The 26,429-nt window shown below is 56.4% G+C and carries 20 protein-coding genes and 1 tRNA gene; 12 read left to right on the top strand and 9 right to left on the bottom strand.

Annotated elements, in window-relative coordinates; genetic code table 11:
• The 3 genes from VNX88_17080 to VNX88_17070 form a co-directional block, all read right to left on the bottom strand.
• The coding region (locus VNX88_17080) for a DeoR/GlpR family DNA-binding transcription regulator (protein ID HWY70385.1) at positions 1-326 on the bottom strand (326 nt) is incomplete at its 3' end.
• A gap of 203 nt (positions 327-529) precedes the next feature.
• The gene (locus tag VNX88_17075) at positions 530-1,228 is read right to left on the bottom strand and encodes a hypothetical protein (protein ID HWY70384.1); all 699 of its coding nucleotides are present in this window, start codon (positions 1,226-1,228) and stop codon (positions 530-532) included.
• A gap of 67 nt (positions 1,229-1,295) precedes the next feature.
• Positions 1,296-2,435, bottom strand: coding sequence for a mandelate racemase/muconate lactonizing enzyme family protein (locus VNX88_17070; GenBank protein HWY70383.1), 1,140 nt, complete (start codon positions 2,433-2,435; stop codon positions 1,296-1,298).
• 228 nt (positions 2,436-2,663) lie between these two features.
• Here VNX88_17070 and VNX88_17065 point away from each other — a divergent pair, with 228 nt between their 5' ends.
• Both VNX88_17065 and VNX88_17060 read left to right on the top strand, forming a co-directional pair.
• Positions 2,664-3,950, top strand: coding sequence for an MFS transporter (locus tag VNX88_17065; GenBank protein ID HWY70382.1), 1,287 nt, complete (start codon positions 2,664-2,666; stop codon positions 3,948-3,950).
• A gap of 10 nt (positions 3,951-3,960) precedes the next feature.
• Positions 3,961-5,325, top strand: coding sequence for a hypothetical protein (locus tag VNX88_17060; protein ID HWY70381.1), 1,365 nt, complete (start codon positions 3,961-3,963; stop codon positions 5,323-5,325).
• Between the two features lie 100 nt (positions 5,326-5,425).
• On the opposite strand, the gene VNX88_17055 is transcribed toward VNX88_17060, so the two are convergent.
• From VNX88_17055 to VNX88_17035, 5 genes are read right to left on the bottom strand one after another with little or no spacing between them, the layout of a single operon-like run.
• A complete protein-coding gene (locus VNX88_17055; GenBank protein ID HWY70380.1) occupies positions 5,426-6,304 on the bottom strand; it encodes an IclR family transcriptional regulator in 879 nt (292 codons plus the stop codon).
• Positions 6,305-6,341: 37 nt separating this feature from the next.
• Positions 6,342-6,818, bottom strand: coding sequence for a VOC family protein (locus VNX88_17050; protein HWY70379.1), 477 nt, complete (start codon positions 6,816-6,818; stop codon positions 6,342-6,344).
• Between the two features lie 27 nt (positions 6,819-6,845).
• The gene (locus tag VNX88_17045) at positions 6,846-7,892 is read right to left on the bottom strand and encodes an alpha/beta hydrolase (GenBank protein ID HWY70378.1); all 1,047 of its coding nucleotides are present in this window, start codon (positions 7,890-7,892) and stop codon (positions 6,846-6,848) included.
• Positions 7,893-7,930: 38 nt separating this feature from the next.
• The gene (locus VNX88_17040) at positions 7,931-11,323 is read right to left on the bottom strand and encodes a carboxypeptidase-like regulatory domain-containing protein (GenBank protein ID HWY70377.1); all 3,393 of its coding nucleotides are present in this window, start codon (positions 11,321-11,323) and stop codon (positions 7,931-7,933) included.
• Between the two features lie 28 nt (positions 11,324-11,351).
• On the bottom strand, positions 11,352-14,708 hold the full coding sequence (locus VNX88_17035; GenBank protein ID HWY70376.1) for a carboxypeptidase-like regulatory domain-containing protein: 3,357 nt from the start codon (positions 14,706-14,708) through the stop codon (positions 11,352-11,354).
• A 266-nt stretch (positions 14,709-14,974) separates the two neighbouring features.
• Between VNX88_17035 and VNX88_17030 the strand changes: the two genes are divergently transcribed.
• From VNX88_17030 to VNX88_17010, 5 genes are all read left to right on the top strand, one after another.
• On the top strand, positions 14,975-16,072 hold the full coding sequence (locus VNX88_17030; protein ID HWY70375.1) for a LacI family DNA-binding transcriptional regulator: 1,098 nt from the start codon (positions 14,975-14,977) through the stop codon (positions 16,070-16,072).
• 33 nt (positions 16,073-16,105) lie between these two features.
• Positions 16,106-17,326 carry an MFS transporter gene (locus VNX88_17025; GenBank protein HWY70374.1) on the top strand — a complete coding sequence of 407 codons (1,221 nt, stop codon included), beginning with the start codon at positions 16,106-16,108 and terminating at the stop codon, positions 17,324-17,326.
• A 1-nt stretch (position 17,327) separates the two neighbouring features.
• On the top strand, positions 17,328-18,095 hold the full coding sequence (locus tag VNX88_17020; GenBank protein HWY70373.1) for a glucose 1-dehydrogenase: 768 nt from the start codon (positions 17,328-17,330) through the stop codon (positions 18,093-18,095).
• Positions 18,096-18,149: 54 nt separating this feature from the next.
• Positions 18,150-19,937: a carboxylesterase family protein gene (locus VNX88_17015; protein ID HWY70372.1), complete on the top strand. Its 1,788-nt coding sequence runs from the start codon at positions 18,150-18,152 to the stop codon at positions 19,935-19,937.
• A 65-nt stretch (positions 19,938-20,002) separates the two neighbouring features.
• Entirely contained in the window at positions 20,003-20,545 is a 543-nt protein-coding gene (locus VNX88_17010; GenBank protein HWY70371.1) for a cupin domain-containing protein, read from the top strand.
• Between the two features lie 95 nt (positions 20,546-20,640).
• Here the strand turns inward: VNX88_17010 and VNX88_17005 are convergent.
• A tRNA-Lys gene (locus VNX88_17005) sits at positions 20,641-20,725 on the bottom strand.
• Positions 20,726-20,911: 186 nt separating this feature from the next.
• Here VNX88_17005 and VNX88_17000 point away from each other — a divergent pair.
• From VNX88_17000 to VNX88_16980, 5 genes are all read left to right on the top strand, one after another.
• Positions 20,912-23,773 (top strand): PAS domain-containing protein, encoded by a 2,862-nt coding sequence (locus VNX88_17000; GenBank protein HWY70370.1) that lies wholly within the window; start codon positions 20,912-20,914, stop codon positions 23,771-23,773.
• Positions 23,770-24,396: a response regulator transcription factor gene (locus tag VNX88_16995; protein ID HWY70369.1), complete on the top strand. Its 627-nt coding sequence runs from the start codon at positions 23,770-23,772 to the stop codon at positions 24,394-24,396. The genes VNX88_17000 and VNX88_16995 overlap by 4 nt, the downstream gene beginning before the upstream one ends.
• 130 nt (positions 24,397-24,526) lie before the next feature.
• Positions 24,527-24,916, top strand: a complete 390-nt coding sequence (locus tag VNX88_16990; GenBank protein ID HWY70368.1) for a response regulator — start codon at positions 24,527-24,529, stop codon at positions 24,914-24,916.
• Complete coding sequence (locus VNX88_16985) at positions 24,909-25,559, top strand: hypothetical protein (GenBank protein HWY70367.1); 651 nt, start codon at positions 24,909-24,911, stop codon at positions 25,557-25,559. Before VNX88_16990 ends, VNX88_16985 begins: the two co-directional genes overlap by 8 nt.
• A 159-nt stretch (positions 25,560-25,718) precedes the next feature.
• Positions 25,719-26,342, top strand: a complete 624-nt coding sequence (locus VNX88_16980; protein HWY70366.1) for a response regulator transcription factor — start codon at positions 25,719-25,721, stop codon at positions 26,340-26,342.
• The last annotated feature ends 87 nt before the right edge of the window (positions 26,343-26,429 follow it).

The following is a 26,429-nucleotide window of genomic DNA, read 5'->3' as shown; positions in this document are numbered from 1 at the left end:
CCTCCATCAATCAGCACCACCTGACCGTCGCGGATCATGTCAGCCGCCGCTCGAGCAATTCCGATCTTGCTCTCCATGTCGATTTGTTGGCGAGACACGAAAGGAACGGCTTCGGCACGGCGAGGCAGGGCGCCGCCGTGTACCCGTTGGATCTTTCCCGAACTCGCCAATTCGCGCAGATCTCGACGAATCGTGTCTTCAGAGACGCTGTATCGACTGCTAAGGTCCGCAGCGAGGACTCGGCCCTCACTGCCAAGCAGCTCCAGGATGTACTGGTGGCGCTCTTCCTTTAGGGCGATTTGGCCTGCTTCAGCTTCTGGTTTCATTCTGTGCAGTTTGCACGAATATACTTTTTCACGCACGTATCTACGTGTATTCTCCGAGTTATGCATGATACTGCCCAAACGTAGCGCCATACAAGATCTACGGCCGCCCTACGACCGGGGTGATATCGATGAACCTGCCTACTGGACAGCGGTTGTTGGCCAGCAAGACCTGGGTTTGACCAGAGATCAGATAGCAACGCTAATCAAGCTCGATAGCGAGTATCACTCGACCAAATCAAGGCGCTGTGCAATCGCTCTGTTTGGCCATTACCTACATCTGCCCAGCGATGGCAGATCGTCAAACCTCGCGAGGAGTCGATTCCATATCCGGAAGAATTGAATTGCTGTGAGCCGTCGTTAGAAGGAAAGACGTTCTGCGAGCGCACCGCCGGATGAGCTTTTCGTATGGCGATGAGCTGGCGGTAAAAATTGCGCAAAGCAACACCAGTTGCGTCTGTGCTGCGCTCCCAGCGCAGTGGGCGCGGCATCACCCGTTGATTGCCGTCTTCCGGAAACCAATATTGCTCGCCGAACTCCTGGCGATTATGAAGCAATGGTGCGCCGCACATTGAGAGCAGTGCTATCGCAAGCGGCTGGGTCTTCCACCACACATTTCGGCCGCCGCATTGTTCAGTGATGGTCGAGTGATCGTGGTTTTCGATGTACGTGATTGGCCGGCGACTCGGCTGGAAGTCCTTCCGCGCATCGAGAGCACGATGATACCTTGCAGTGACGGTACCGTTCTGGCCGGCGGGAATTGATTCCCAGAGTATGGGATCGAGCCAGCACCCGTCTGCTCCGATGGCATTGGTGACCGCTGCCGCTGGTTCCTCGGGGGTACACGCCCGCACCACTAGTGCCGCGCCTGGCTCTCGCGCGCTCACAGAAATGCATAAATCCATTTTCCTGAGCTGCTAAATGCAGTAGATCCGCAGCGAATGGCCGATCCCATCTCGCACCATACTGTATCTAGTTGCACTCGCTCCAAACCTCACGTGGATCCAATGCGTACTTCTTCACTGCGCGTTCATCAAATTCAAAGCCCAGCCCTGGTCCCGATGGCAATAGCAGGTCACCATTCTTGATTTCGAGCTGCCGATTCACTAGGCGCCTGAAATTCAGAACCTGATCGTCGGGGAAGAACTCTACATAGCGCGCGTTCGGGGCAGACGCAACCAGATGAACGTGCAGATCATGGAACCAATGGGGGCAGATCGTCACGCCGTAACTGGCGGCGGTCTGCGCGATGCGACGCCACTCTGAAATTCCGCCGCACACAGCAGCGTCCGCCTGCAGGATCTCGGCTGCGCGCTTCTCGAGGATCTCCTTGAAGCGCCATCGTCCCGCCTCGATCTCGCCCGTCGCGACGGGAATACTGGTAGCGGCAGCGAGCTTGGCGTGGTTATCGATGTCATCTGGGCTGAACGGCTCTTCCACCCAGTAGGGGTTGTACTTCTCGAAACGGCGGCAATAGATCAGTGCGGTGGGAAGATCGGCCCACCCGTTGTTGATGTCCATCATGAGATGGACGTCGGGACCGGCCGCATCGCGCGCAGCGCGGACGCGCTCTTCTTCCTCGGCAGGCGTGAGGCGTCCCACTTTGATCTTGACTGCGCGGAAGCCTTGTCGCACCCATCCCTCGACCTCTTTACCGAGATGTTTAGGAGTCTTGCCTTCGAGATAGTATCCGCCGCTGGCGTAAGCCGGAACTTTGTCGAGCGACCAACAGCCGAGATATCGATACAGAGGCAGCTCGGCAGCACGCGCATTCAAGTCCCACATCGCCACATCGAGAATGCTGAGAGCGCGCATCACTGTGCCGACACGCCCGTGAAGTATGACTTCGCGATACATCTCGTCCCAGAGACCCTCGACGCCATCGCTGTCTCGTCCAAGCAACATCGGAGCCAGAAGTTCTTGGACGGCGAGCTTCGCAATGTTGGCACCGGCAGTGCCAACGTAGCAGAATCCGATTCCCTCAATTCCCTCCTTGGTACGGACCTTCACCAAGCAGTAATCGCGGGCCTTCACCGTGCGCGTGGCAAATGAGGTAACACGATCGAGGGGAATGCGGACTGTAGAGACTGAAATCGAGCTGATTCGAGGCATAAAGAGTCCTGTTTGGGATAAACACGAGTTTCGATTGTACGTTTGTGTGAGCCGTGGCGGAGGGAGGGAGTTACAGAATGAAAAACCAAGCGAGGAGGACTCTCCCAAAAGCCTCTGCAATGTATATCTTCAGGAGCAGCCATGCTGACAGCGCGCTGGCGTGATATGTCTTAGCCGGCCCCGGACACGAACAATGATGCGGTATCCTTACGCACCCGGAGTTCTTCGTTGAATCTGACAACCGGCACTGTCGCCCAGACCTCCACTTCCAACTTCGCCCAAATCGAGGTGTCGAACCAGCGCCGCTGGACGATTGTCGGTCTGCTGTTCGTAGCCTCGCTGATCAACTATCTCGATCGCGCGGCGATCTCGTTTGCGCTGCCGTCGATTTCCCGCGACCTGCATCTGCTGCCGGCAACGAAGGGACTGCTGCTCTCTTCTTTCTTCTGGTCATACGCGCTGCTGCAGATTCCGATCGGGTGGGCTAGCGACCGCTTCAATTTGTACTGGTTGTATGCGGGCGCTTTCGCGGTCTGGTCGATTGCACAAGGCGTGACGGGACTCGCGACCAGCCTCGCCATGCTGATCTTCTTTCGCATCATTCTGGGAATTGGCGAATCGATCTATCTTCCCGGCGGAACGAAGATCGTCAGCCTGCTGTTTTCGACCAGAGAAAGAGGGCTGCCGTCGGGACTCTTCAACTGCGGCACGCGCATGGGCCTCGTCTTCGGCGGACTGTTTATTCCCTGGCTGCTGGTGCGCCAAGGATGGCGCAGCAGCTTTCTCATTGTGGGATTCGCCGCGCTCCTTTGGCTCGTGCCGTGGTTTCTTGTCTTTCCTCGCAAATTGCGAGCCAACACCGGCGCCGTTCTCGCAAAACGGACTGTTGCTCAACACGTTCGCAGCGCTTTGACAGACCGCAATCTGATCGGCATCTGCTTTGGCTTTTTTTGCTTTGATTACTACTGGTACGTCCTGGTTACGTGGCTGCCCGACTATCTGGTGACAGTGCGCCATCTCAGCATCGTAAGCGCCGGATTCTATGCCTCTGCCGCCTTCCTCACCTTCGGCCTAAGCGAGCCCATCGGAGGACTGATCGCCGACCGCTTGATCGAGCACGGATGGAGCGAAACACGTACGCGCAAGGGAATCGTGACCGTGGCTTTCCTGTGCGGCTTTTTCCTGATCGCAGCCATGCGGGCGAGTGATACACGGATAGCAATTGCGCTGCTGATGGGAGCATGCCTGGCGGGACTGGCGACCGGCAACTTGATCGTTATCCTCCAATGCTGCGCACCGCCCGAGCATGTTGGCATCTGGACGGGAGTGGAGAACTTCACCGGCAATCTCGCCGGAGTCATCGCACCGCTAGCCGTAGGCCTGCTGATCAAGTCGAGCGGCTCGTATGTGCCTGGATTCACCGTTGGGGCAATCGTGCTCATCGTGGGCATCCTCGGCTACGCAGTGGTCGTTGGCGAGCTGAAAGCACGAACGCCCTCAGACAGCTCCGTGTGAATCCGCGCGCATGCGTGCAACCACCGTCATCTGGGTCGCGTTTTTATCGTTGCTGCGCGCCTTTACTACACTAGACAGCATGCAATTCCCTCGCCTGCTCGACGTTCGCCAGAACTTTCCTCGTTCCACTCCGCTCGCGATCGACGAGGTCGTCAAGCGCGAATTTCAAAAGAAGGATTTCAACCGCCCGCTTGACGGCAAACGCGTTGCAGTAGGTGTGGGCAGCCGAGGCATCTCCAATCTCAAGCAGATCGTCGCTGCAGTTCTTCGCGAGTTGCACGCTCGCGGAGCATCTCCGTTCATCGTTCCTGCAATGGGAAGCCACGGGGGAGCGACGCCGGAAGGCCAGGCACACATCCTCGAAACGTACGGGATCACACCGGCGAGCATGGGCGTTCCCTTTGAGACCACGATGGAGACCGTCTGTATCGGCACCACCACCGCCGATGCCATTCCCGTCAACTTCAGCGCAGCGGCGCTGAAGGCCAACTGGATCTTTCCCATCAACCGCGTCAAGCCCCACACCGATTTTCACGCCGACCTTGGCAGCGGCCTATTGAAGATGCTGGCGATCGGATTCGGGAAACAAGCGGGAGCCGCCGCCTGCCACGCTGCCTCCAGTCGGCTCGGATATGAGCGCGTACTGCGTCAAGTTGCGGGGCTCGTGCTCAATCGGGCACCAATCCTCGGCGGACTGGCGATTTTGGAAAACCAGTTTCACGATACGGCCGACCTGGCGCTCCTCACGCCTGACACGCTCGAGGTAGAAGAGGCCAGGCTTCTGGTCCGAGCTCGCGAGCTCATGCCGAGGCTGCCCTTCGCCGAGATCGACCTGCTTATCGTCGACCAAATGGGGAAGAACATCAGCGGCGCGGGCATGGATCCCAACGTGATTGGTCGAGCGGTTCGCGGATACACATCATCGCTGGTACCTCAGCCCGGTGTTTCTCCGAACATCTCGCGCATCTTTGTACGCGGACTGACGGCAGCATCGTCAGGCAACGCCGTCGGCATAGGCATGGCCGACTTCACGACGACAGGCACGGTCGCGAGCATCGACTTGAAGACTACGTATGTGAACGCGCTCACCGCGCTCACTCCACAGACGGTAAAAATACCGATTCACTTCAATACCGACCGCGAGGTTGTCGAGCAGGCTCTGCAGTCGCTGGCTCTGGAAAATCCGGCTTCCGCGCGCGTCGTGCAGATACGCGACACGCTCTCGCTGGAGGTCATGCGCGTCTCGACTGCATATGCGAATGAACTCAGCAAGCGGACTGATGTGGTTGCTTTAGGCTCAGAGTCAGAGATGAGATTCGATGCTGAAGGCAGTCTCGTGCCCGTGGACGGCATCGCCGTCAGAATGAAGTCCTGAATCGGCATTAATTCTCTCACTCAATCGTCTCGCCGCCGGGTGGTTTTACCGAACGCATGGCCTCAAGCTGTACTTAGCAGCCTGGGGCGAGCGAATAAATTCATGGCATCATCGAGCTGAGTTGATCGTTGTTTGCAACGCTCGGAACTGCTGCGTCCTTACGGGCTGCCCCGTGCCGCCCAGAGCGTGTCTCAAACCCTTTGCTGTTAGCCGCTAGATTCGTTGAGACTTCCGCAGCCGCTTGCCGGGCCGCCGCTGCAAAGGTCGGAATTCTGTCTCGCGTGACGCGCGTTGTCGGTCCTGATACGCTGAGCGCCGCAATGACCCGGTCGGACGCATCCAGAATGGGAGCGCCGATGCAGCGCGAGCCGAGATATACCTCCTCATTGTCTAGGGAGTATCCACGCTGCCGGATCAGCGTCAGCTCCTTTCGCAGGTTCGCGGCGCGTGTGATCGTATGTGGAGTAAAACGTTCGAAGTCGATTCCCGAAATCAGATATTTCTGCTCTTGCTCAGGATAGAAAGCAAGCATCGCCTTGCCCAACGCGGTGCAATAGAGCGGATGGCGCATCCCAATCTGGGACACCTGACGAAACGTGTGCGCGCTCTCCATCACGTCCAAATAAAGAACGTCGCGGCCTTCCAAAACCGCAAGACTGACAGTCTCGCCGGTTATGCGCGCCAACTCCTCCAGCACCGGCCGGCTGATCTTGCGCATTGTCGTCTGGTATGACGCTCCCGATCCAAGACGCGCCAGTCGCACCCCAATCGCATACGCGCCGGCAGAGTCGCGAAACACGTACCCTTCGTGCTCCAGATGAGCCAGGACACGGTAGGCCGTGCTCTTGTTAATCGCGGTCTTCTCCGCGACCTCCCTCAATTGCAGACCTGCCGGGGAATCGTGCAGCATTTCCAAGATTCGCAATACTTTGGTGACCACCCCAACCGGAGCGGACTTGGATTCTCTCTCTCGACGCATGGGTTTTTCTTGTGGACCAGACGCGCAGAGACGACGGTCAGCTCACATGACCGACGTAGTCCGGTGCGTTCACTTGAACGTGGAAGCCGTCCGGGTCAAAAAACTTGAACGATTCCTTCGAATTACCGCTATCGAATTTCAAATTGAGCTTGGTTAATTTCGCACGCACGTCGTCGGCGTCGAAGCCCGCAATTCCGAAATCGTAGTGATCGACTCTCGCCTGACTGTCGCCTTGCTCGATGCCAAAGAAGCAAGCGTCGCCCACTCCCAGGATGTGGGTTTTTGCCGAGTGCTGCTTCAGGGGCATTCCGAAGAATTCCTGGTAAAAGTTTGAGGTGCGGTGCAGGTCGGGAACTTTCACGGTGATGTGGTTGATGCTTACAGCACGGCTGGGTTTCTCCTGCGCCCGCGCCTTTGCGGCAACCGCCAGTGTCGCCAGCGAGAGGACGAGTTGGCGGCGGCTCATTTTGCCGGACTCGAACTTGTTCAGCATCGCTTCTATCGTTTGAATCATAGGAACCTTTCATTTGGTCAATATTTGTCAGGCTAGATGACGATCCAGGAAAGTAGCCTGTGCCTCAAGCGCCTCCTTGGATTCCGGCAAGTCAAACAGATACCAGAAGGCGTGCGGCATGGCGTCAAAGACCAGCAAACGTGCGTCCACGCCCGCCCGCAACAGCGCTCGATGAAAATCGACGGTGCCACTGAGACAGTGATCGCGCGTCGAAGTCATGCAAAGCGTCGGCGGGAAACCTTTCAAGTCTGCGTACATCGGCGAAAGCACAGGATCCTGGCGATCATGGCTGCCGACGTATGGGATCATTCCCAGCCCCTTCAGGGCAGGAAGCATCGAGCTGAAGTTAGTGAATCCGTTTGTGCCGTAAAGAAACCTCGAGTCTCCATAGCGCGCGAGATCGACATACCCGGAGAAGAAGCCCAAAACGGCAGGTAGAGGAAGGCCGAGCTTGCGTGACTCAACCGCCATCTGAGCCGCTAGCACGGCTCCCGCGGACGTACCATATACGCCGATCTTCTTTGGCACATACTGCTTGAGAAGGTACTTGTATACCGCTACCGCGTCGTCCACAGCCGCGGGAAACGGATTCTGTGGCGCCAGCCGATACTCGACCGCGAACACCTTAGTGCCGGTCAGCGCCGCGATGGTAGTGCCTTCGAGCGTCGAACCGGAATCGGAGGTAAACCCTCCGCCATGCAGACAGATTAGAACGCGGTTCTGCTTATTCGCCGCAGCCTGTTTCGGGACAACCATCTTGCACGCCACTCCGGCCAACGTTGTCTCAGTGATGTCAACCGGATAAGTAGCATGCAATTTCTCGTCGAAGTCGGCTGCTTCTTTCGTTCCCGTTTCCGGCGTCCATCGCTTCCCGCGTGCCATCAGGGCATAAGCCTCGGGCGAGATGGTCTTGGGGATGGGAACCGCGCGCTTGACGTGCGCAGTCCCGTCACCGTCAATGGTCGTCAGCTCGTCCGCGGCCGGCGGCTGAGTCGCCGATGTCTGGGCTCGTGCCTGCCATGCCCACCCTGCCGGCAACATCAATAATGAGGACGCCAGCGATCTTCTCGTCATTCTCGTCATAAGCCGGGGCCGCGACAATAGCATGTCTGTCAGAAGACGATCTTTGCGCCAAGCTGCAACTGTCGCATGCTTACGTTGGGGTTGAGGCTGGTAATCGTGCCGAAGCCGCCGCTTCCCGGAATGGGCACACCATTGGCATCCAGATGGTTGGCAGTCAGGCTATTGCCCGGGCTGCCAAAGTTGGGATGGTTTAAGAGATTGAAAGCATCGAGCCGCAACTGCAGGTTCAGTCGTTCGGTGAATCTAAAATTCTTCTCGAGGGTGGTATCGATACTGAACAATCGCGGGCCGATCACCGTGTTCCGTCCCGAGTTTCCGAACGTGTACTGCGGTTGCAGAGCAAAGGCTTGCACATTAAACCACTCCAATTTATTGGGATTGCTGAGCTGCGCTGACGCGCCGGGCACCACATTCGGCCGATCCATGCAGCTGGCGCCGATATTGGATTGACATATGCCGTCCGCGATGTTGACAGGGGAACCGGAGGCCGTGGAAAAGATCATCCCGAGATCCCACCCGCCGATGAGGGTGCCGGCTACTCCCTGATTCATGTACGAGCGGCCTTTTCCGAACGGCAATTGGTAAAGAGCTGAAGCCACAAAGCGGTGTTTCTGGTCGAAGATCGACAGGCCACGCTCGCACGCAAGGCAATACGAATTCTGAGCGCCGATCTGATCGGTGCCGAGCGTGCGCAGCCCGCTGCCGTCGTCGATCGACTTCGAGTACGTATAGCCGAGCAGGAAGGTAAGGCCGCTGGACATGCGCCGCGTGAGTTTACCGGAGAACGCGTTGTAGTTGGAGTTCACATTACCAATGTTCTCCACGGTGTTGTTGAAGTTCGGCCACGCTTCGCGGCTGAGTTGGGAGCCCGGTCCGGGCGCTGCGGCGTTGAAATATACATAACGCGGCAGGTGATGACCTTGCGTTCCCAGGTAACCAACTTCGAGGGCCATGTTGCTGCCAAACTGCCGTTGGATATTCATTTCATACTCTTCCACAGAGGGCGTCTGGCGGCGGTAAAAGGTACTGACAAGAGTGGGTGTAGGGACACACACCAGCGGAGCGGAGACACCACAGACGTTCGCCACCCCATTGGAGCCGAAGGGGTTTTCGAAGGTGAGGTTGTTATTGGTCTGGGTAACCTGAAGTTTTCCGGAAAGACTGCGCGCCATATCGAATACGGGATTACCGGTGTCTTGTGTGTAGAAAATGCCGGCGCCCATGCGGATCGTCCAGTTGTTTGTGGGACTCCACGCAACCCCAAAGCGCGGAGCAAAATTCGTCTTATCCGACTCGACGAGATTGGGACCCAGCCGCCCATCGCGAGCGGTACAAACGCCCCCCTGAGCGACCGTCGGAAAAACAACATTGCCACCATTAAAAGTGCCGCTTCCGTTTTCGATAATGCAGGGCCGCGTCTCCACCGGCTGTGGATTGAGACCCTTGGGGTCGCCTTGGAGGTTGTAATTGTTGTTGGGAAACCAAACATTGACCAGAGGCACTCTGTCACTCCAGGCCGGCACATATTCGTAGCGCATTCCGTAGCTGATGGTGATGTTTGGCCGGATCTTCCAGCTATCCTGGATGTAATAGAACTGCCTCGTCATACGGAACCGCGCGACCGCCAGGGCGACGGCGTCTACCGTACTGTTGACGTAACCGAGCATGAAGTCGGCAGGACCATATCCGGTAGCTTTATTCGAGAAGTTATATTGCGCGCGGGCGTATTGGTTCCCAGTTTCGTTGAAATCTGTGCGGCCAACCTCGGCGCCGAACTTGAACGAGTGGTTCCCGCGGGTCCAGGAAATATTGTCCACCACCTGTAAGATGTGATCCGAGGTCGTGTAAGGACCGTCAGTGCCGTTGCCAAAACCGCTAAAGCCATCTGCCAGGGTGACGTTGGGAACGCCCCAGGCCGGGGGCGCCGGGTTACTCAAGAGGCCCGGAAGATTCAACTGAGTGTTGACGTTCGTTATGCCCGCCAGTTCGGGTGCAAAATTATTGTAGAAGTTCAGAAAGCCAACACGGAATTCGTTCAGAATGGTCGGCGAGAAAATGAACGTGTTACTGATCGCCGTCTGCTTGGCATTGGTGACCAGGCTCATGCCGTTCTGAGCTAAAGCCGGCTGGATCCCGCTTTCATCCTGCATGCTAAAACGGGCAAACCAACTTGATTTCGCGTTTTGCGTAAAGTCCACGCGCTCGGTTATCTGCCATTTGTTTCCCGTGATTTTGTCCTTTGCGAGGTAATTGTTGGACAGGCCGTTGTTCGGTGCGTTCGGGATGTTGGGCGCGGGATAATACTGCAAGAATCCTTTGGCAATCGTGTCCAGACGGTTCGCGGGAATCACATTGCCGGGGAAAGGCAGGCCAGTCGTCGGATCGGTGATGACGTGGGTTGCCAGGACTGAGGAGAAGTCACCGGTTCGGAATGCGGCTGGGAATGTCGTGTAAACCGTCTGGGTTTGCTGCCGTAGCCTGAAGCCTTCGTAGTTGGACATGAAGAACAGCCGATCCTGGCCATTGAAGAGCTTGGGAATGCGGACAGGTCCCGCCAGAGTATAGCCATATTGGTTCTGCTTGAACGGCGAGGAGGTTAACGGCTTGGAGGTGAAGTTGTAAGGGAGTGCGTCAAAAGCGTCGTTGCGCACGAACTCGAACAGCGCGCCGTGGAATTGATTGGTTCCGCTTAGAGTGGAGACGTTTACCTGAATCTGCAGGTGCCCAAATTCCGCGGGGTAAACGCCGGCTTGCACCTTGAATTCCTGTAAGGCATCGATCGAGGGCAGCAATGCGTAAGTGTTGAAGCCGGGATCGGTATTTTCCACACCGTCGAGCGTAAAGTTCGTGTACTCGCGGCGCGCGCCGGCGACAAAGATTTCCTGCGTAGTTCGATCGCCGCCTTGGCGAGCGCTGGCTTGGCCTCCATTAGAGACGCTATTGTAGGAAACGTTGGGGGTAAGAGCGATCAACTGGGTGAAGCTGCGCCCGTTTAGAGGCAGCCCTACAATGCGGTCATTGTCGATGACCGTTCCAACGGTTGCGCTCTCGGTCGTGAGCAAGGGAGCGCCTCCCGAAACTTCTACCGTTTCGGTAACTGCCCCGACTTGCAGGCGAAAGTCAATGCGCGCAATCTGCTCGACCTGTAGTTCCACCCTTTCGCGAATCTCGCTCCGAAAGCCGGTCAACTCCGCTTTTACGTAATAAACACCGGGCTGGAGCGCGGGAAAAGCGTAATTGCCGGCACTGTTCGTAGTGGTTGTCCGTGCGACATTCGTCTGAGAGTTGGTAATGGTTACCGTAGCGCCGACTACTACACTGCCGCTTGGATCTGTGACCAGACCAGTAACCTGACCCGCGGTTTGAGCGAAACCGGCGAGACTCAGAACCAATATCGCCGAAACCACATAAGCTGCGCGCATATTTCACCTCGCTGGAGGAGTTTGTCGATCAGAAGACGACTTTGAGGCTGACCTGCAACTCGCGCATGTCAACGCCCGTTTTGGTACTGGTAATCCGACCGAAGCTGCCCGTTCCCGGAATGGGTACACCGCTTGCATCAAGCTGGTTGGCATTCACCCGATTGCCCGGGTCGCCGAAGTTGGGATGGTTGAAGGTATTGAAAGCATCGAGCCGCAACTGCACATATCTGCTCTCGGTGAACTTGAAATCTTTCTTGATGGTGGAATCGACGCTGAACAATTTAGGACCGATCACGACATTTCGTCCTAAGTTGCCAAACGTGTATTGCGGCTGCAGGGCAAAAGCCTGCACGTTAAACCATTGCTTCGGAGTGGGATCGCTGAGCTGCCATGTTTGGCCGGGCACCACATTCGGCCGGTCCTGGCCCACACCGGTGTTGGACTGATCTTTGCCGGAATAGATGTCGACCGGCGAACCGGAAGCCATTGTCCAAATCATTCCGAGATCCCACCCGCCGAGGAAAGTGCCGGCTAGGCCGTGATTCAGGAACGCGCGGCCTCTTCCGAACGGCAATTCGTAAAGCGTCGAAGCTACAAAACGCTGCCTCTGATCGAAACTCGAGAGCGCGCGCTCGCACTTTATGCAGTACTCATTCTGGGCATCGATGTTGTCGGTGCCGATGATGCGCTCGCCGCTGCCGTCGTCGATTGACTTCGAGAAGGTGTAGCCAAGCAGATAAGTAAAGCCGTTAGACATGCGTCGCGTGAGCTTCAGGGCGAGCGAGTTGTAGTTGGAGTTCACCAGGCCAATGACTTCTTGCACAAAACCAAACTCCGGCCACGGTGAGCGGCTGGCCGTTGATCCGGGTCCGGGCGTCGGCTGATTGAAGTACTGAATCCGTTCCAGCCGATGGCCTTGCGTTCCCAGGTAGCCGATTTCGAGAGCAGTGTTCTTGCCCAACTGCCGCTGGATATTCAGCTCGTACTGTTCCACGTACGGCGTTCGCCGGTGGTAGTCATTCCCTAGCACAAAGGGGGAAGTAATGCAGACGTACGGAGGCACGGGGACGCCGCACACGTTCGACGAAGTGGTGAAGGGATTTTCAAACGTGAGGTCGTGAGTTGTGATGTTAGCGTTGTCGATTACGCGGCCAGAAAGATTGCGCGCCATGTCGAAAACTGGATTGCCTGTGTCTTGCGAGTAGAAGATGCCTGCGCCGACGCGGACCGTCCAGTTGGCGGTAGGGCTCCAGGCAATTCCCAAACGGGGAGCGAAGTTCTTGGGATCCGACTGGACCAGATTTGAGCCCAAACGTCCGTCGCGTGCGGTACAAATGCCCGGACCAAAGCGAATCGGAGTGCCGGCATAGAAATCGCCGGTTCCAGAACGGACGAAGCACGGATGCGTGGCCGCCGGGGCGTTGGGAGTCTGCGTGAAGAGTGCGCCGTCAGGAACAAAGATATTGACCAGAGGGGCTTTGTCACTGAAGGCCGGCACATATTCGTAGCGCAAGCCGTAGCTGATGGTGATGTTGGACCGGACCTTCCAGCTATCCTGGAAGTAATAGGCTTGGCCGGTCTGACGAAACTGGGCGATCGCAAGGGCTGCGGCGTCCGAAGTATCGTGGACGTAACCGAGCATGAAGTCGGAAGGGGCATACCCGGTGGCCTGATTCTGGATGCCATATAGGCCGCGGGCATATTGGTTTCCGGTCACGTTGAAACGTGTGCGGTTAATGTCGGCGCCGAGCTTGAACGAGTGGTTCCCGTGGGTCCACGAAACATTGTCCACCCACTGGAAGATGTGATCCCAGGTCGTGTAAGGACCGTCCGCATTATTGCCAAAGCCGCTAAATCCATCCGAGAGGTTGATTTGCGGAATGCCCCATGCTGGGGGCGCCGGGTCGCTCAGGAGTCCGGGAAGACCCAACTGCTTGACCACGTCCGTCTTGTTTGCCAGCTCCGGCGCAAAGTTATTGAAGAACCCCAGGTACCCGAAACGAAATTCGTTTACCAGGCTCGACGACAGAATCAACGTGTTGTTGATCATCGCCTGCTTGGCATCGGTGGCAAGACTCATCCCGTTCTGGTCCAAGGCGGGGATGATGCCGCGTTCATGCTGCATGCTATAGCGGCCAAACCAACTCGACTTTGCGCCCTGCACAAAATCCACGCGCTGGGTGAACTGGTCTTTGTCTTCCGTGATGTTGTCCAGCGCGAGATAGTTATTGGAAAGGCCTGCGCCTGCAATGTTCGGTGCTGGATAGTACTGCAGCAGCTTGATCGCGAAGGGATCCAGGCGATTGCTCGGGATTACGTTATTGGGAAACGGCTTTCCGGTCTGCGGATCGGTGATCACGTGTGCCGGCAGAGCCGAGGAGAAGTCTCCGGTTCGAAATGCGGTTGGGAATGTCGTGTAAACCGTTTGGGTCTGCTGTCGCAGCTTGAAACCTTCATAGTTAGACAGGAAGAACAGCCGGTTCTTCCCGTTGAAGACCTTGGGAATCCATACAGGTCCGCCCAGAGTGAAACCGTACTGGTTCCACTTGAGTGGCGCGGAAACCGGCACGACGGAAGTGAATCCATAGGGTCGCGCGTCAAAGGCGTTATTGCGCACGAAATCGAACACCGTGCCGTGGTATTCGTTAGTTCCGCTGGAAGTCGACACATTAACCTGAGCGGCCAGATGCCCAAATTCGGCGGGGTAAACGCCAGTCGCCACTTTGAATTCCTGTAAGGCATCAATCGAGGGAAGCAAGGCATACGTGTTGAAGTTGGGATCGGTATTTTGCACGCCGTCGAGCGTAAAGTTCATGTATTCGCGGCGCGACCCACCGACAGAGATTTCCTGGGCAGCTCGATCGCCACCCTGCCGAGTGGCGGCCTGACCTCCGTTGTTGACGAAGTTGGCGGCGACGTTGGGGCTCAGGGCGATAAGCTGGGTGAAGCTGCGGCCGTTGAGAGGCAGCTCGACAATGCGCTTATTGTCGATCACTGTTCCCACAGTGGCACTCTCAGTATTCAGGAGTAGTGCTCCGCTGGCGACGTCCACGATTTCGGTGACTGCGCCGACTTGCAGGTGAAAGTCGATGCGCGCAATCTGCTCTACCTGCAGTTCCACCTCGCGAGCTTCGCGCTGAAAGCCGTGCATCTCCGCTTTTACGTTGTAGACGCCCGGCTGGAGCGCGGGAAACGCGTAGTTCCCAGCGCCGTTCGTAGTCGTCGTGCGCGAGACATTCGTCTGCGAGTTGGTGATGGTAACGGTGGCCCCCACGACGATGCTGCCGCTGGGATCGGTTACTACGCCTGTGACTTGACCAACCGTTTGTGCGAAACCGGCGAGACTCAGAGCGAAGATCGCCCCTACTGTGTAGGCTAGGTGCATAGCCCACCCCCATGGAAACGTTTGCTATTGCAAACGTTTCCGAAACAGATCGGGACGCTATCATGGACTTTCGAAGGTAGTCAAGACAAATTCTCATGCGAGTTATATTTTTCTCGTCCCCGCATGAAAGCTAGCTACAGCGGCAGTACCTTCGGAAAAGCCCCGACTCTGGCCGCTGTCCGCGTGGCTTCTTCGATTGAGTCCGTAATAGATTGACATAACCTCATTCAGTGCGGATAATTCGGAAACGGTTGCAATAGGGTCCCATGCCAGTCACGATCAAAGACGTTGCCCGCGAATCAGGCGTGAATACTTCCACGGTTTCAAGAGCCCTCAACAACGGTTACGGCGTAAACGATGAGACGCGCAAGCACGTAGTGGAGGTCGCCACCCGGCTCAACTACCGCACCAACCAAGTCGCTCGCGGCTTGGTGACGGGGCACTCGCAAAGTATTGGTCTGGTAGTAAGTGACATTCGCAACCCATTCTTCGCGGAAGTTGCTCGGGGCGCGGAAGACGCTGCGCATCGTGCAGGTCGCGACCTAGTCCTCTGTAATAGCGACTTGAAAGCTGAAAAGCAGATGGGATACTTCAACTCGCTTCTCGCCAAGCGTGTGGATGGGATCGTGATGAATTCAGTCGCGGGATTGAATCGCGCGCAGCAAGATCAGTTGAGGGCTGCCGGCGTGCCGATCGTGCTGCTGAATCGCAGTTCGGTGTATCGGCGTTTCTCTTCGGTATTAGGAGACAATCTCCAGGGCGGCGAGATCGCGGGCAAATACCTGATCGATCTCGGTCACGTCAGGGTGGGTCACATCACCGGTCCGCGGGCACACGGCAACTTGACCGATCGCGCCAAGGGATTCCTGAAGGCTTTTCACGATCGGGGCCTCCCGGAGCCGGAAGTCATTTATGGGGAGCACACTTTCGCAGGCGGCTATGAGTCGGCCCGTCAACTGTTGGAAGCCGATCGCAAGATCACAGCGATCTTCGCCGGAAACGATGTGCTTGCCTTCGGCTGCATTCGCGCCGCAATCGAAAAGGGGATTCGCATTCCCGACGACCTGTCGATCATCGGCTTCGACAACGTCGAAATGTCCCAGATCACTAATCCACCTTTGACCACGATCGATCAGCCAAAGTACGAAATCGGGAAAGCGGCCATCGAGATGCTGTTGAACATGATGGCGAAGGACGGCATTCGCGAACCGGAACACCGGGTGATCGGCGTGCGCCTGATTGAGCGCCAATCCTGCCGGAGAATCTCTGACTCTACTGGCCCGAACCGCAAGAACGGAAAGCGTTTTGGCAGCGGGCGCCAAGGCGGACCGAACCGGAATGGAACTGCTCAAGTTTGCACGTGAGGTGGAATGCTATTCCCCCGCCGCCGTTGGCTTATGATCTCGTTCGCCTTCTGGGCGACGGTCATCAACTATCTCGATCGGCAAACGCTTTCCGTAGCCGCACCCGTGCTGCGTGAGCATTTCCACATGAGCAACGTGGAATATTCGCGCGTTGTGTTCGCATTCCTGCTGGCTTACACCGTGAGCAACGGTATCTCCGGGCCGGTCATCGATCGGTTGGGGACAAAGCTCGGGTACGGGTTGTGCATGTTGTGGTGGTCGGTGGCTGCGCTTTTGCACAGCTTCGCAACCGGTGCAATCAGCCTCGGGATGTTTCGGTTCTTGCTGGGAATTGGTGAAGCCGGCAACTGGCCCGCCGGAGTCAAGGTAGCGACGGAGTGGTTTCCCGAAACCGAACGCGCCCTGGCCTCCGGAATCTTCAACAGTGGCTCGGCAGTAGGCGCGATCCTGGCTCCGCCTATCGTCGCATGGATTCTGCTGCATTACGGATGGCCGGCAGCGTTTACAGCCATTGGCGCGGTGGGACTTCTATGGCTGGTCCTGTGGCTGCCCACTTATCAGACGCTGCCAGCAGTCGATGCCGAACTCGATGTGCCGCCGATTCCCGTGCGCGAACTCGCGCGCACGCGCTTCGTCGTTGGATTCGCGTTATCTAAGATTTTTCTGGACCCGGTGTGGTACTTCTACCTCTTCTGGTTTCCCGAATATCTGAAACGGGCGCGTGCATTCGACATGGCGGCGATCGGCAAATATTCCTGGATTCCCTTTGCGGTAGCGGGAGCGGGCAATTTTCTGGGCGGCGGATTTTCCGGCTGGCTCCTGCGGCGGGGCGCCTCTGTAACCTTGGCGCGCAAGAGCGCGGTCACGTTGTTTGCGGCGTTGATGACCTCCGCCATCGGCGCTGTCCTGGTGCAACAGACGTGGCTCGCGATTGCGCTTATTTCCGTCGCGATGCTTGGTTATACCGGCAGCCTCGCGAATATGCTGGCTATGCCGGGCGACGTGTTTCCTAAAAACTCTGTTGCCTCGGTTTATGGACTTGCAAGTATGGGCTCCGGATTCGGTGGCATGCTGTTCACGCTGATCACCGGCTGGCTGGTGGATCACTATTCGTACACGCCAGTGTTCGTCGGCTTCGGATTGCTCCCGCTGATCTGTGCGACCATTCTATGGCTGCTCGTGGGTGAGTTACGGCCCATCGGTAGGAGAAGGATTCGCGGTTTGACTTTAGAAGAAGCGGCGATACCAAACTGAGATGCAGAACTATCTGGACCTAACTGGGAAAGTTGCATTGATTACCGGCGCGTCGTCGGGCATTGGTGCAGCAACGGCTTCCGTATTTGCCGAATTGGGAGCGAAGGTCGCGATTGGATATCACAGCAATGGCGACGGCGCGGCTCACGTTCAACGGCAAATTGGCGATGCCGGCGGCAAAGCAATTTCAATCCGGGCGGATATGCGCAAAAGCTGCGAGATTCAGTCGATGGTGAAGAACGCAACGGAGCAGCTTGGGCCCATCGATATTCTCGTCAATAACGCGGGTTCGCTGTTGCGCCGTATGACAGTGGCTGAGCTCGACGAAGCCACGTGGAACGAGATCTTCAATCTCAATCTCACCAGCGCCGCACTTTGCTCGAAGGCGGTAGCTTCATCGATGGTCGAGCGCAAGAGAGGCGCGATCATCAACGTCGTCTCGATCGCCGGTCGAAGTGGCGGAGGACCAGGCGCGGGCCCGTATTCTGCGGCGAAAGGCGGACTGATCACGTACACCAAATCCCTGGCTAAGGAACTTGCTCCATATGGCGTGCGCGTCAATGCCGTCTCCCCAGGTGTAATCGACACTCCCTTTCACGAAGTGTTCTCGACGCCGGAGATGATGCGCAATTTCGTCGCCGCAATTCCCCTCGGCCGCGTGGGCACAGCTATGGAATGCGCGAACGTGATCGCCTTTTTGGCCTCCGAAGCCGCCAGCTACGTAGTGGGTGAGACTATCGAGGTGAACGGCGGCCAATTGATGCTGTGAAATGCGAAGTCTGAAGCCTTCTTCGAGCAAAACGATGAACTCCTGGAGGATTCGATGAAAGATCCGCATGTGCACAAAAACGTGAAGCACGGGCTAGGAGTTGCTTCCCAGGGACGGCGTTCCTTCATCAGCGGCATAGCAACCCTGGGAGCACAATTAGCCGGTTCGGTCATCTTACCCACCACTTCGATAGCACATCCCACGCCGGAAGCGCTTCCGAAAACAAAACCGACAGCAAGCCGGGAACGTGGCACGGTTACCGCTTCTGACGCAGTGACGGTCGCAGAAACAACCAGCGGAAAAATCCGCGGCTTCAGGCGGAACGGTGTGTACATTTTCAAAGGCGTACCTTATGGCGCATCCACGTCTGGTGCCAGGCGCTTCATGCCGCCAATCAAGCCCGAACCCTGGAGTGGGGTTCGCAACGCATTGCAATATGGACGCGTTTGCCCGAATCAGGACTCTGCGCACTTCAATACCGACGGGAAAAACCTTGCGACCTCCGACGAAGATCAGTTCGTGCTGCATCGTGGCGCGGCGGCCACGGTCCCAGGCGAGGATTGCCTGCGTCTCAATCTATGGACACAGGAGATCAATGGCTCGCATAAGCGCCCAGTCATGGTGTACATGCACGGTGGAGGATTTTCTGGCGGCAGCGGTCATGATCTTCTTGCCTATGACGGCGAGAGTCTTGCCCGCAATCATGACGTAGTGGTCGTGACTCACAATCATCGGCTGAACGTGTATGGCTATCTCAACCTTGCGCAATTGGGAGGAGAAGAATATGCCAGCTCCGCCAACGTTGGCATGCTCGACCTTGTAGCTGTATTAGAGTGGGTTCGCGATAACATCGCGACTTTCGGTGGCGACGCGAGAAGCGTAACCATTTTTGGTCAATCGGGCGGCGGAGGAAAAGTCATTGCCCTCATGGCGATGCCGGCGGCGAAGGGCTTATTCCATCGTGCCATTGTGCAGAGCGGACCCTTTCTTAAATCGCTTTCTCCTGATTACTCGGAACATCTGGCTGAACTCGTCATCGCAGAGCTGGGTTTATCCAAATCGCAGGTGAGTGAACTGCAGTTAATCCCGGTTGATCGGCTTTCGGGTGCTGCGGCCGAAGCCATGAAGAAAATGCCTCGGCCCAAACCTTCCATTCGTAGAGTCTACGGTGAATACGATTGGGGGCCGACAGTGGATGGCCACATACTTCCTCGTCACCCATTCGATCCGGGAGCTCCAGAAATCTCAGCCGACGTACCGTTGATTACTGGCACTAATCTTCACGAGTTCGTGAATGGGTTAGATCGCCCCGAAGCTAGCGCAATGGAGATGGTGGAAGTGAATCGGCTGGTTAGTGAAGCGTTCGGCGAAAACAGCAAGGCGATTGTCGAGGCGTTCCGGCGCGATTATCCGAAGGCGACTCCATTTGATCTATACGCCACGATCGCTGCCTCCTCACAAACGCGCCGCCCGGCGTTCGCACAGGCCCTCCGGAAGGCTGCTTCGGGTGCAGCCCACTCATACTCTTACATCTTTTCCTGGAGGACTCCAGTGTTGGATGACCGTCCCGGCCCGTTTCACGCTTGCGAAATCGCCTTCACCTTCGACAACGCGGAACTGTGCGACCACTACAGCGGTGGCGCTGCTGAAGCATTCGCGCTATCGAAGCAGATCAGCACTGCCTGGGTAAGCTTTGCCCGAACTGGGAATCCTAATCACAGTGGCATCCCGCATTGGCCTGCATACACTGCTGAACACCATGCGACTATGTACTTCGACACGCCCTGCGAAGTGCGTAATGATTCTGAAGAAGAAGGATTGAGGCTCATGACACAATCCTAAGCGTGACTAGTTGCGGCGTGTCCTCGCTTGCGGATTTCCCAACCACAATAAGCAGGAGGATAGAGATGAAATCTTCACTAATGATTTTAGCCTTGTTGACTGCCGCTGCCGCGCAGGAGTCGACGCAGGGCCAGATGTGCTCAAAGCTTGCGGTAATGCCACCGCCGACCGGCGAGGCGCAGAACCGCATGCTGTCAGACGATGCCGAAGTCGCCGATCGCGTCGGCGTGGTGAAAAATATCATCAAGCCCGACCAGGCGATTGCGGCCCAGGTGGTGCTGAGCGCCGGACTGCTGCACCACGCGGCGGTGGAATATCGTCGCTCGGCCACGCCCCCCTCGCTGCACATCCGCATGGCGGAATTCTTCTACGTAGTGGACGGTGAGGCCGATCTGATATTGGGCGGGACGCTGATCCATCCTACGTGCCGGAATTCGTCCAACCTGGTGGGCGACGGCGTAGAGGGCGGGGTCACCCATCACGTGAGAAAGGGCACTTATATCCTGGTGCCGGAAAATACCGTCCATTACTTCACCAATATCGACAAGAAGCAGGGCATGACGGTGCTGGACTTGCATGTGCCGTCGCCCGCCCCCGACCAGTTTTGAGTTCATAGGTCGGATCTGCAACTACTTGGTGTCATAGCTGTTGAGGCTCGCCTATCGGCTTCTTCAAATCGCCCGCATCTGCTTGAAAAGATGGGTGAGCACGGAAGGAATCGAACCTTCAACCTACTAATTAAGATTCAGCGAATGAAGTACAGGTGGAAGCCCATTTTGAAATCACTCGCTTATCAGTATCTTGAGCTGATTGCTTTTCGCATAGCTCGTGCGATCCTCCACGATTACGCTGAGGCCGAAGACGGTTCAGGGTTCATTCTCGTCAAAACCTCCTGCGGCTGCCAGCGGTCGCCTTGGAGCAACGGTTAGAGAGGCTAGGGTAAGATTCTTCGAATTTCGGAGATTGCATTTCCAATGATGCCGACTCTGACTTCTCTTGTGATTTTGAGCTTGTTGGTTGGCCTGCTGAGTAGCCGGCGCCGAAACCGAAAACTTCTCGTCGAAGCGAGCAACGTCTTGCAAGCTCGGGGTACCGAGAGGACCAACGAACTGGAAAAGGCCAACGAGCATTTGAAACGAGCGCAGGCAGAGTTGCAAAGACGATGGCAGTACCTGGCAGATGCTCAGAGACTAAGTCATTCGGGAACTTTCGGGTGGAAGGTCAGCAGTGGTGAGCTCGTTTGGTCGGACGAAACCTACAGGATTCTGGGCTTCACGCGAGAGACGAATCCTACGCTCGATCTGGTTTTCGACAGAGTTCACCCCGAGGACCTGGTCCGCGTGCGAGAGCTGTCGGATCGTGCCGCGCAGAACGGCATGGACTTGGATGTCGAGCATCGAATTCTCCTTCCCGATGGTGTCATCAAGTATGTCCACGCGGTTGCGCATGCCGGAAGAGATGACTCCGGCAACCTCGAGTACATCGGCGTAGTTACCGATATCACGGAGCGCAAACGCGCCGATGAAGAGCGCGAGGCCCTGTCTCGCAACTTACAAAAAAGCAAAGCAAAGCTTGAAGAGGCTCAACGTGTCGCCCACATAGGGCACTACGAATGGAACCTTATCGAGAGTCGCGTAATCTGGTCGGACGAAAGCTATCGCATTTTTGGGTTGACGCCACAGGAAGGTCCCGTTGACTTCGACAAGGTACGCGAAATGATCCACCCTGACGATCGGGAGCGTGTTTTCAGGGCAGTTGAGCAGGATATTCGTAGCGGAATCCACACTGAGGCGGAGCATCGTGTTGTTCGTCCTGACGGCGAAGTGCGTACTGTCCAGGGTATCGGCACTGTGAAAAGAGACGCATCCGGCCGGCCGTATGAAATATTCGGTACGGTTCAGGACATTACTGACCGGAAGCGCGCCGAGGAAGAGCACCAGGCGCTGTCTCGCGAATTACAAGAAAGCAAGACATGGCTTGAAGAAGCCCAACGCGTCGCCCACGTTGGCTATTGGGTGTGGGACCTTCAGACGAATCACCTAATCTGGTCGGACGAAACCTACCGCATCTTTGGGCTGTCGCCACAGGAAGGCCCCATCGACTTAGACAAGGTGCGCGAAATGATCCACCCTGATGATCGAGAGGCTGTTTTTCGGACAGCAGAAGGGGCCATTCGTTCTGGAACGCGCGCTGACTGTGAACACCGACTTTTTCGTCCCAGCGGGGAAATGCGCGTCGTACACAGCCTGGCTGATTTAAAAAGAGACTCATCGGGACGACCTTACCAAATGTTCGGCACCACCCAGGACATCACTGAGCGCAAGCGAGCGGAGGAAGCCCTGCGGCGAAGCCAGTTTTATCTGAGCGAAGGACAGCGCCTCGCTCATATAGGGAGCTGGGCGTTCGACGAGTCTGGTCATTATTGGTCCGAAGAGCTGTACAAAATCTACGGCCTCGATCCGCAGAACGGAGCGCCTACTGTCGAACAGTATCTAGCCCTCGTCCATCCACAAGACCGAGCCTCCATGGCTGAAACCATCAAAATCATGCTGGAGCAACACAAGGGACACGACCTAATCGAGCGAATTATTCGACCTGATGGGCAACTGCGCTATGTTCGTGCCGTGGCTGTTCCCGTCTTTGAACAAGGAGTTTTCAAAGGGTTTGTCGGCACCACGATTGACGTCACAGAGAATGAGTTATTAATGCGGGAGTTGCGGCGGGAGCAAGCATACCTCGCGGAGGCGCAAAGCCTGGCGCACATCGGCAGTTGGGCATCGAATTTCGCTACCAGGCAAAACTTTCATCTGTCGGAAGAAACATATCGCATACACGGCTTCGATCCACGCCAAGGTCCTACTCCACTCGAAAGCTTTTGGGCCACTCTCCACCCGGAAGACGAGCCGGCGGTGAGGGCAACTCTTGAAAATGCAATCCGCACAAGAATGGATTACGAAATTCGCGAATTTCGCATTTGTCGTGCCGACGACGGCCAGATCCGATTCCTACGTACCATAGGACATCGCAATCCCGCTGGAGAAACCGGGGAGTACGTCGGTGTCACGATGGATATAACCGAACGAAAGCATGCCGAGCAGGAGCGCGAAAAGTTGCGGCAACTGGAAGCTGATTTGGCGCACATCAACCGCGTCAACATGATGGGAGAACTGGCCGCCGCGTTGGCGCACGAAATCAAGCAGCCCATTGCAGCCTCGATCACGAGCGCCAACGCGCTTTTGCGATGGCTTGCGCATGATCCCCCGGACCTAGAAAGAGCGCGGGCAGCAGCAACGAGAATCGAGCAGGACGGAAACCGTGCCGCCGATGTCATCAACCGCTTGCGGTCCTTCTACAAGAAAGGCATCCCTCCTCAACGCGAGATCGTTGACGTCAAAGAGATCATTCGAGAAATGACGGTCCTGCTTGGGGACGAAGCCCTTCGGCACTCCGTAATTATTCGTTGTGAACTCGACGAAGATGTGCCTGACATCCTGGCTGACCGGGTGCAACTCCAACAGGTATTCATGAACCTCATGTTGAACGCCATCGAGGCCATGAAAGACACGGGTGGCGAATTGATGATTAGATCGCGACCGAATCCCCAAAGGCAACTACTCATTTCGATCAGCGACACCGGAATAGGATTGCCGGCGGAAAATCCCGAACGAATTTTTGACGCGTTTCAGACGACAAAGCCACAGGGGACGGGCATGGGGTTGGCTATCAGCCGCTCGATCGTAGAGTCTCTCGGAGGACGAATCTGGGCCACTGCCAATCAGGGGCCTGGCGCGACCTTTTATTTCACTCTTCCCGTCGAAGCTGAGGCTCATGCATGAAATCGGCGGCCGTTCCCACCGTGTTCATCATCGATGATGACCGCGGCATGCGTCAGGCGATCCAGGATCTCGTAGAGTCAGTTGGCCTCCGCGCCCAAGCTTTCGCAACGGGCCAGGAGTTTCTTAACAACCAACGCACGAGTGAACCGAGTTGCCTAATCCTGGACGTAAGATTGCCCCAAATGAGCGGACTCGATTTCCAGCGCCAATTGGCCGAAACTGGCGTTCAGATTCCCATCATCTTTATTACGGCTCACGGCGACATTCCCATGTCGGTCAGGGCGTTGAAGTCGGGTGCGGTGGAATTCTTGACGAAACCCTTCAGGGACCAGGATCTGCTGGACGCCATTCAGCAGGCTCTCCAGGGTGACATCGCCGCGCGAAAGCAGCAGGCCGAGATCCACAATTTGCAAGAGCGATATCAGTCATTGACCGCGCGAGAGCGTGAGGTTATGACTCTCGTCGTCACCGGCCTGCTGAATAAGCAGATTGCCTCTGAAATCCGCGCAAGCGAGGGTACAGTAAAAATCCACCGAGGCCACGTCATGCGGAAGATGCGGGCGGAATCTGTGGTTGAGCTACTACGCATGGCCGACAAATTAAAACTCTCACCACGTAAGTAGCCTCGCGAGTTTGTAGCCGGTCCGGTTGAGTCCCCGCTTTTTATCTTCTAGTCGTCTATCACCTAAGTAATAGTTCGTCACGACTAAGTGCGGATTGTGCGCGCTTCGCGATGTCGCTAGCCTTCGTCCGATGAGTATCCGGCGAGCCTCAAGACTCGTAGCAATCGTGGACGACGACGAGTCGTTTCAGCGTGCGCTGCAAGATCTGATCGAGTCGGATGGCCTGTACACGCTCTGCTTCGGCTCCGCGGAACAATTCCTGCATTCCAATGCCCTCCAAGAGGCTGGGTGCCTGATCGCCGACGTTCGCATGCCAGGTATGTCCGGTCTTGAACTGCAAGCGAAGCTTAAGGCGGAGCGAGGCCGAATACCGATCATCTTCATCACTGCGCATGGCGACGCCAAGATGCGAATTCATGCGATGCGCGAGGGGGCAGTGGAGTTCTTGGCCAAACCGTTCGACGATGCAGTCCTCTTAGAAATCGTCCATGGAGCTCTTGAGAGGTGGAGAAATGACTGAGCAGTCCTACAATGGAACGGACAGAGACGGTTCGAATCGCTACGCGACTTGCGAGGATTTCCTCAAAACTTTTGACGAAGATTTGCATGGTCTTTATCAGCTCTCGTTTCTCCTTGCGGGCGATCCCGAAAGGGCAGAAAGGTGCTTTGTTGCCGGCATTGAGAGTTGCGTTAAAGCGAACTGGGTGTTTCGGGAACGGGTACGCGCCTGGGCAAAGCGCATGATTGTCGAAAACGCAATTCGTGAACTGAATCCGCGACGGCAACGTTCCAATTCTTCCGTGCTTCTCCCAACTGTCCTCTCTCACGATCAGCAGTCAAGCGGCCATTTCGACCTGTACGCCATGTTGGGCCTTGCAGACTTCGAGCGCTTTGTTTTCGTGCTGTGCGTTCTGGAGCGCTACCGTGTGCACGAGTGTGCTCTGCTGCTCGGCTGTTCGGCTTCCGAAGTTCGCGAAGCCTGCACTCGGACCATAGAGAAGGTGGCAAACTTTCCGCCAAGTAATTCCAAGCAGTATGAGGATCGTGAGCGCGGTGGGGCAGAAGAGCTCGAGCCACAGCGTAGGTTCGCCGCGACGCAACAGCGAACTGCATTGCGGGGAAATTCAACCATCGGTGTGAATGGCGGTTTTAGGAAGGACTGACGTGGAGAAGAATATAGATCAAGAGTGCTTGATTCTCTTAGACACTGCACTATGCTGACGCAATCCGAACGCAGCCTGCGTGCTGCAAGAATCGGTTTTCGTGAGAGATGTTGCTTGTAAACCTGAAGCCCAGCAAGAAGCAATAAACGGCAGATGAGTATGAGTGAGAAAATTACGATTTTGCATATTGATGACCATCCCGTGTTCCGCTACGGAATTGAGACCCTCATCAACGCTCAACCGGACATGGTGTTGGTGGCACAAGCCTCCACAGGACGGCAGGGCATTGACTATTGTCGGCAGCAAAAGGCTGACGTCATTCTCATGGATCTCAGGCTTCCGGACATAAGCGGCATCGACGCAATGATCGCCATCCGCGCCGGATTTCCTGAGGCACGTTGCATCATCCTGACTACCTTCGAGTTGGACGACGAGATTCGCCGAGCCCTCGCAGAAGGGGCGCAAGCTTATATGCTCAAGAGCATGCCTCCTCGCGAGTTGGTCGATGCGATTCGCCGGGTTCACGCGGGAAAAAAGAAAATTCCGAGCCAGATCGCAGCCAAGTTGGCGGAACACTACAGCGACGAGCCGCTTTCAGATCGCGAAGTCGAGGTTCTTCGTCACTTAGTGGACGGAAATCGCAACCGTGACATCGCGGAGAAGCTCTACATCACCGAGGAAACCGTAAAGGTTCACATGAAACACATTATGGGAAAGCTCGGCGCCAATGATCGCACCCAGGCGCTCGCTATCGCGTTGCGTCGTGGACTGATTTACTTGTAGGAATCGATTGCAAATCGTTTGTCGTTCTCGTGATCCGGATCGAGGCCTGACGCTCCGCTCTTTCGGAACTAAGAAATTGCGAAATAG

This window comes from Terriglobales bacterium, from assembly GCA_035567895.1.
Classification (GTDB): Bacteria; Acidobacteriota; Terriglobia; order Terriglobales; family Acidobacteriaceae; genus Gp1-AA112.
Note: the sequence above shows the minus strand (reverse complement) of the source record. Positions and strands in the feature narration are given on the sequence as shown.

Coding starts and splice junctions, on each gene's coding strand:
- VNX88_17075 (HWY70384.1), bottom strand. CDS start 1,228: ATGGATTTATGCATTTCTGTGAGCGCGCGAGAGCCAGGCGCGGCACTA.
- VNX88_17025 (HWY70374.1), top strand. CDS start 16,106: ATGATCTCGTTCGCCTTCTGGGCGACGGTCATCAACTATCTCGATCGG.
- VNX88_17010 (HWY70371.1), top strand. CDS start 20,003: ATGAAATCTTCACTAATGATTTTAGCCTTGTTGACTGCCGCTGCCGCG.
- VNX88_17020 (HWY70373.1), top strand. CDS start 17,328: ATGCAGAACTATCTGGACCTAACTGGGAAAGTTGCATTGATTACCGGC.
- VNX88_17060 (HWY70381.1), top strand. CDS start 3,961: ATGCGTGCAACCACCGTCATCTGGGTCGCGTTTTTATCGTTGCTGCGC.
- VNX88_17030 (HWY70375.1), top strand. CDS start 14,975: ATGCCAGTCACGATCAAAGACGTTGCCCGCGAATCAGGCGTGAATACT.
- VNX88_17015 (HWY70372.1), top strand. CDS start 18,150: ATGAAAGATCCGCATGTGCACAAAAACGTGAAGCACGGGCTAGGAGTT.
- VNX88_16985 (HWY70367.1), top strand. CDS start 24,909: ATGACTGAGCAGTCCTACAATGGAACGGACAGAGACGGTTCGAATCGC.
- VNX88_16995 (HWY70369.1), top strand. CDS start 23,770: ATGAAATCGGCGGCCGTTCCCACCGTGTTCATCATCGATGATGACCGC.
- VNX88_17040 (HWY70377.1), bottom strand. CDS start 11,323: ATGCGCGCAGCTTATGTGGTTTCGGCGATATTGGTTCTGAGTCTCGCC.
- VNX88_17055 (HWY70380.1), bottom strand. CDS start 6,304: ATGCGTCGAGAGAGAGAATCCAAGTCCGCTCCGGTTGGGGTGGTCACC.
- VNX88_17000 (HWY70370.1), top strand. CDS start 20,912: ATGATGCCGACTCTGACTTCTCTTGTGATTTTGAGCTTGTTGGTTGGC.
- VNX88_17050 (HWY70379.1), bottom strand. CDS start 6,818: ATGATTCAAACGATAGAAGCGATGCTGAACAAGTTCGAGTCCGGCAAA.
- VNX88_17070 (HWY70383.1), bottom strand. CDS start 2,435: ATGCCTCGAATCAGCTCGATTTCAGTCTCTACAGTCCGCATTCCCCTC.
- VNX88_16980 (HWY70366.1), top strand. CDS start 25,719: ATGAGTGAGAAAATTACGATTTTGCATATTGATGACCATCCCGTGTTC.
- VNX88_17035 (HWY70376.1), bottom strand. CDS start 14,708: ATGCACCTAGCCTACACAGTAGGGGCGATCTTCGCTCTGAGTCTCGCC.
- VNX88_17045 (HWY70378.1), bottom strand. CDS start 7,892: ATGACGAGAAGATCGCTGGCGTCCTCATTATTGATGTTGCCGGCAGGG.
- VNX88_16990 (HWY70368.1), top strand. CDS start 24,527: ATGAGTATCCGGCGAGCCTCAAGACTCGTAGCAATCGTGGACGACGAC.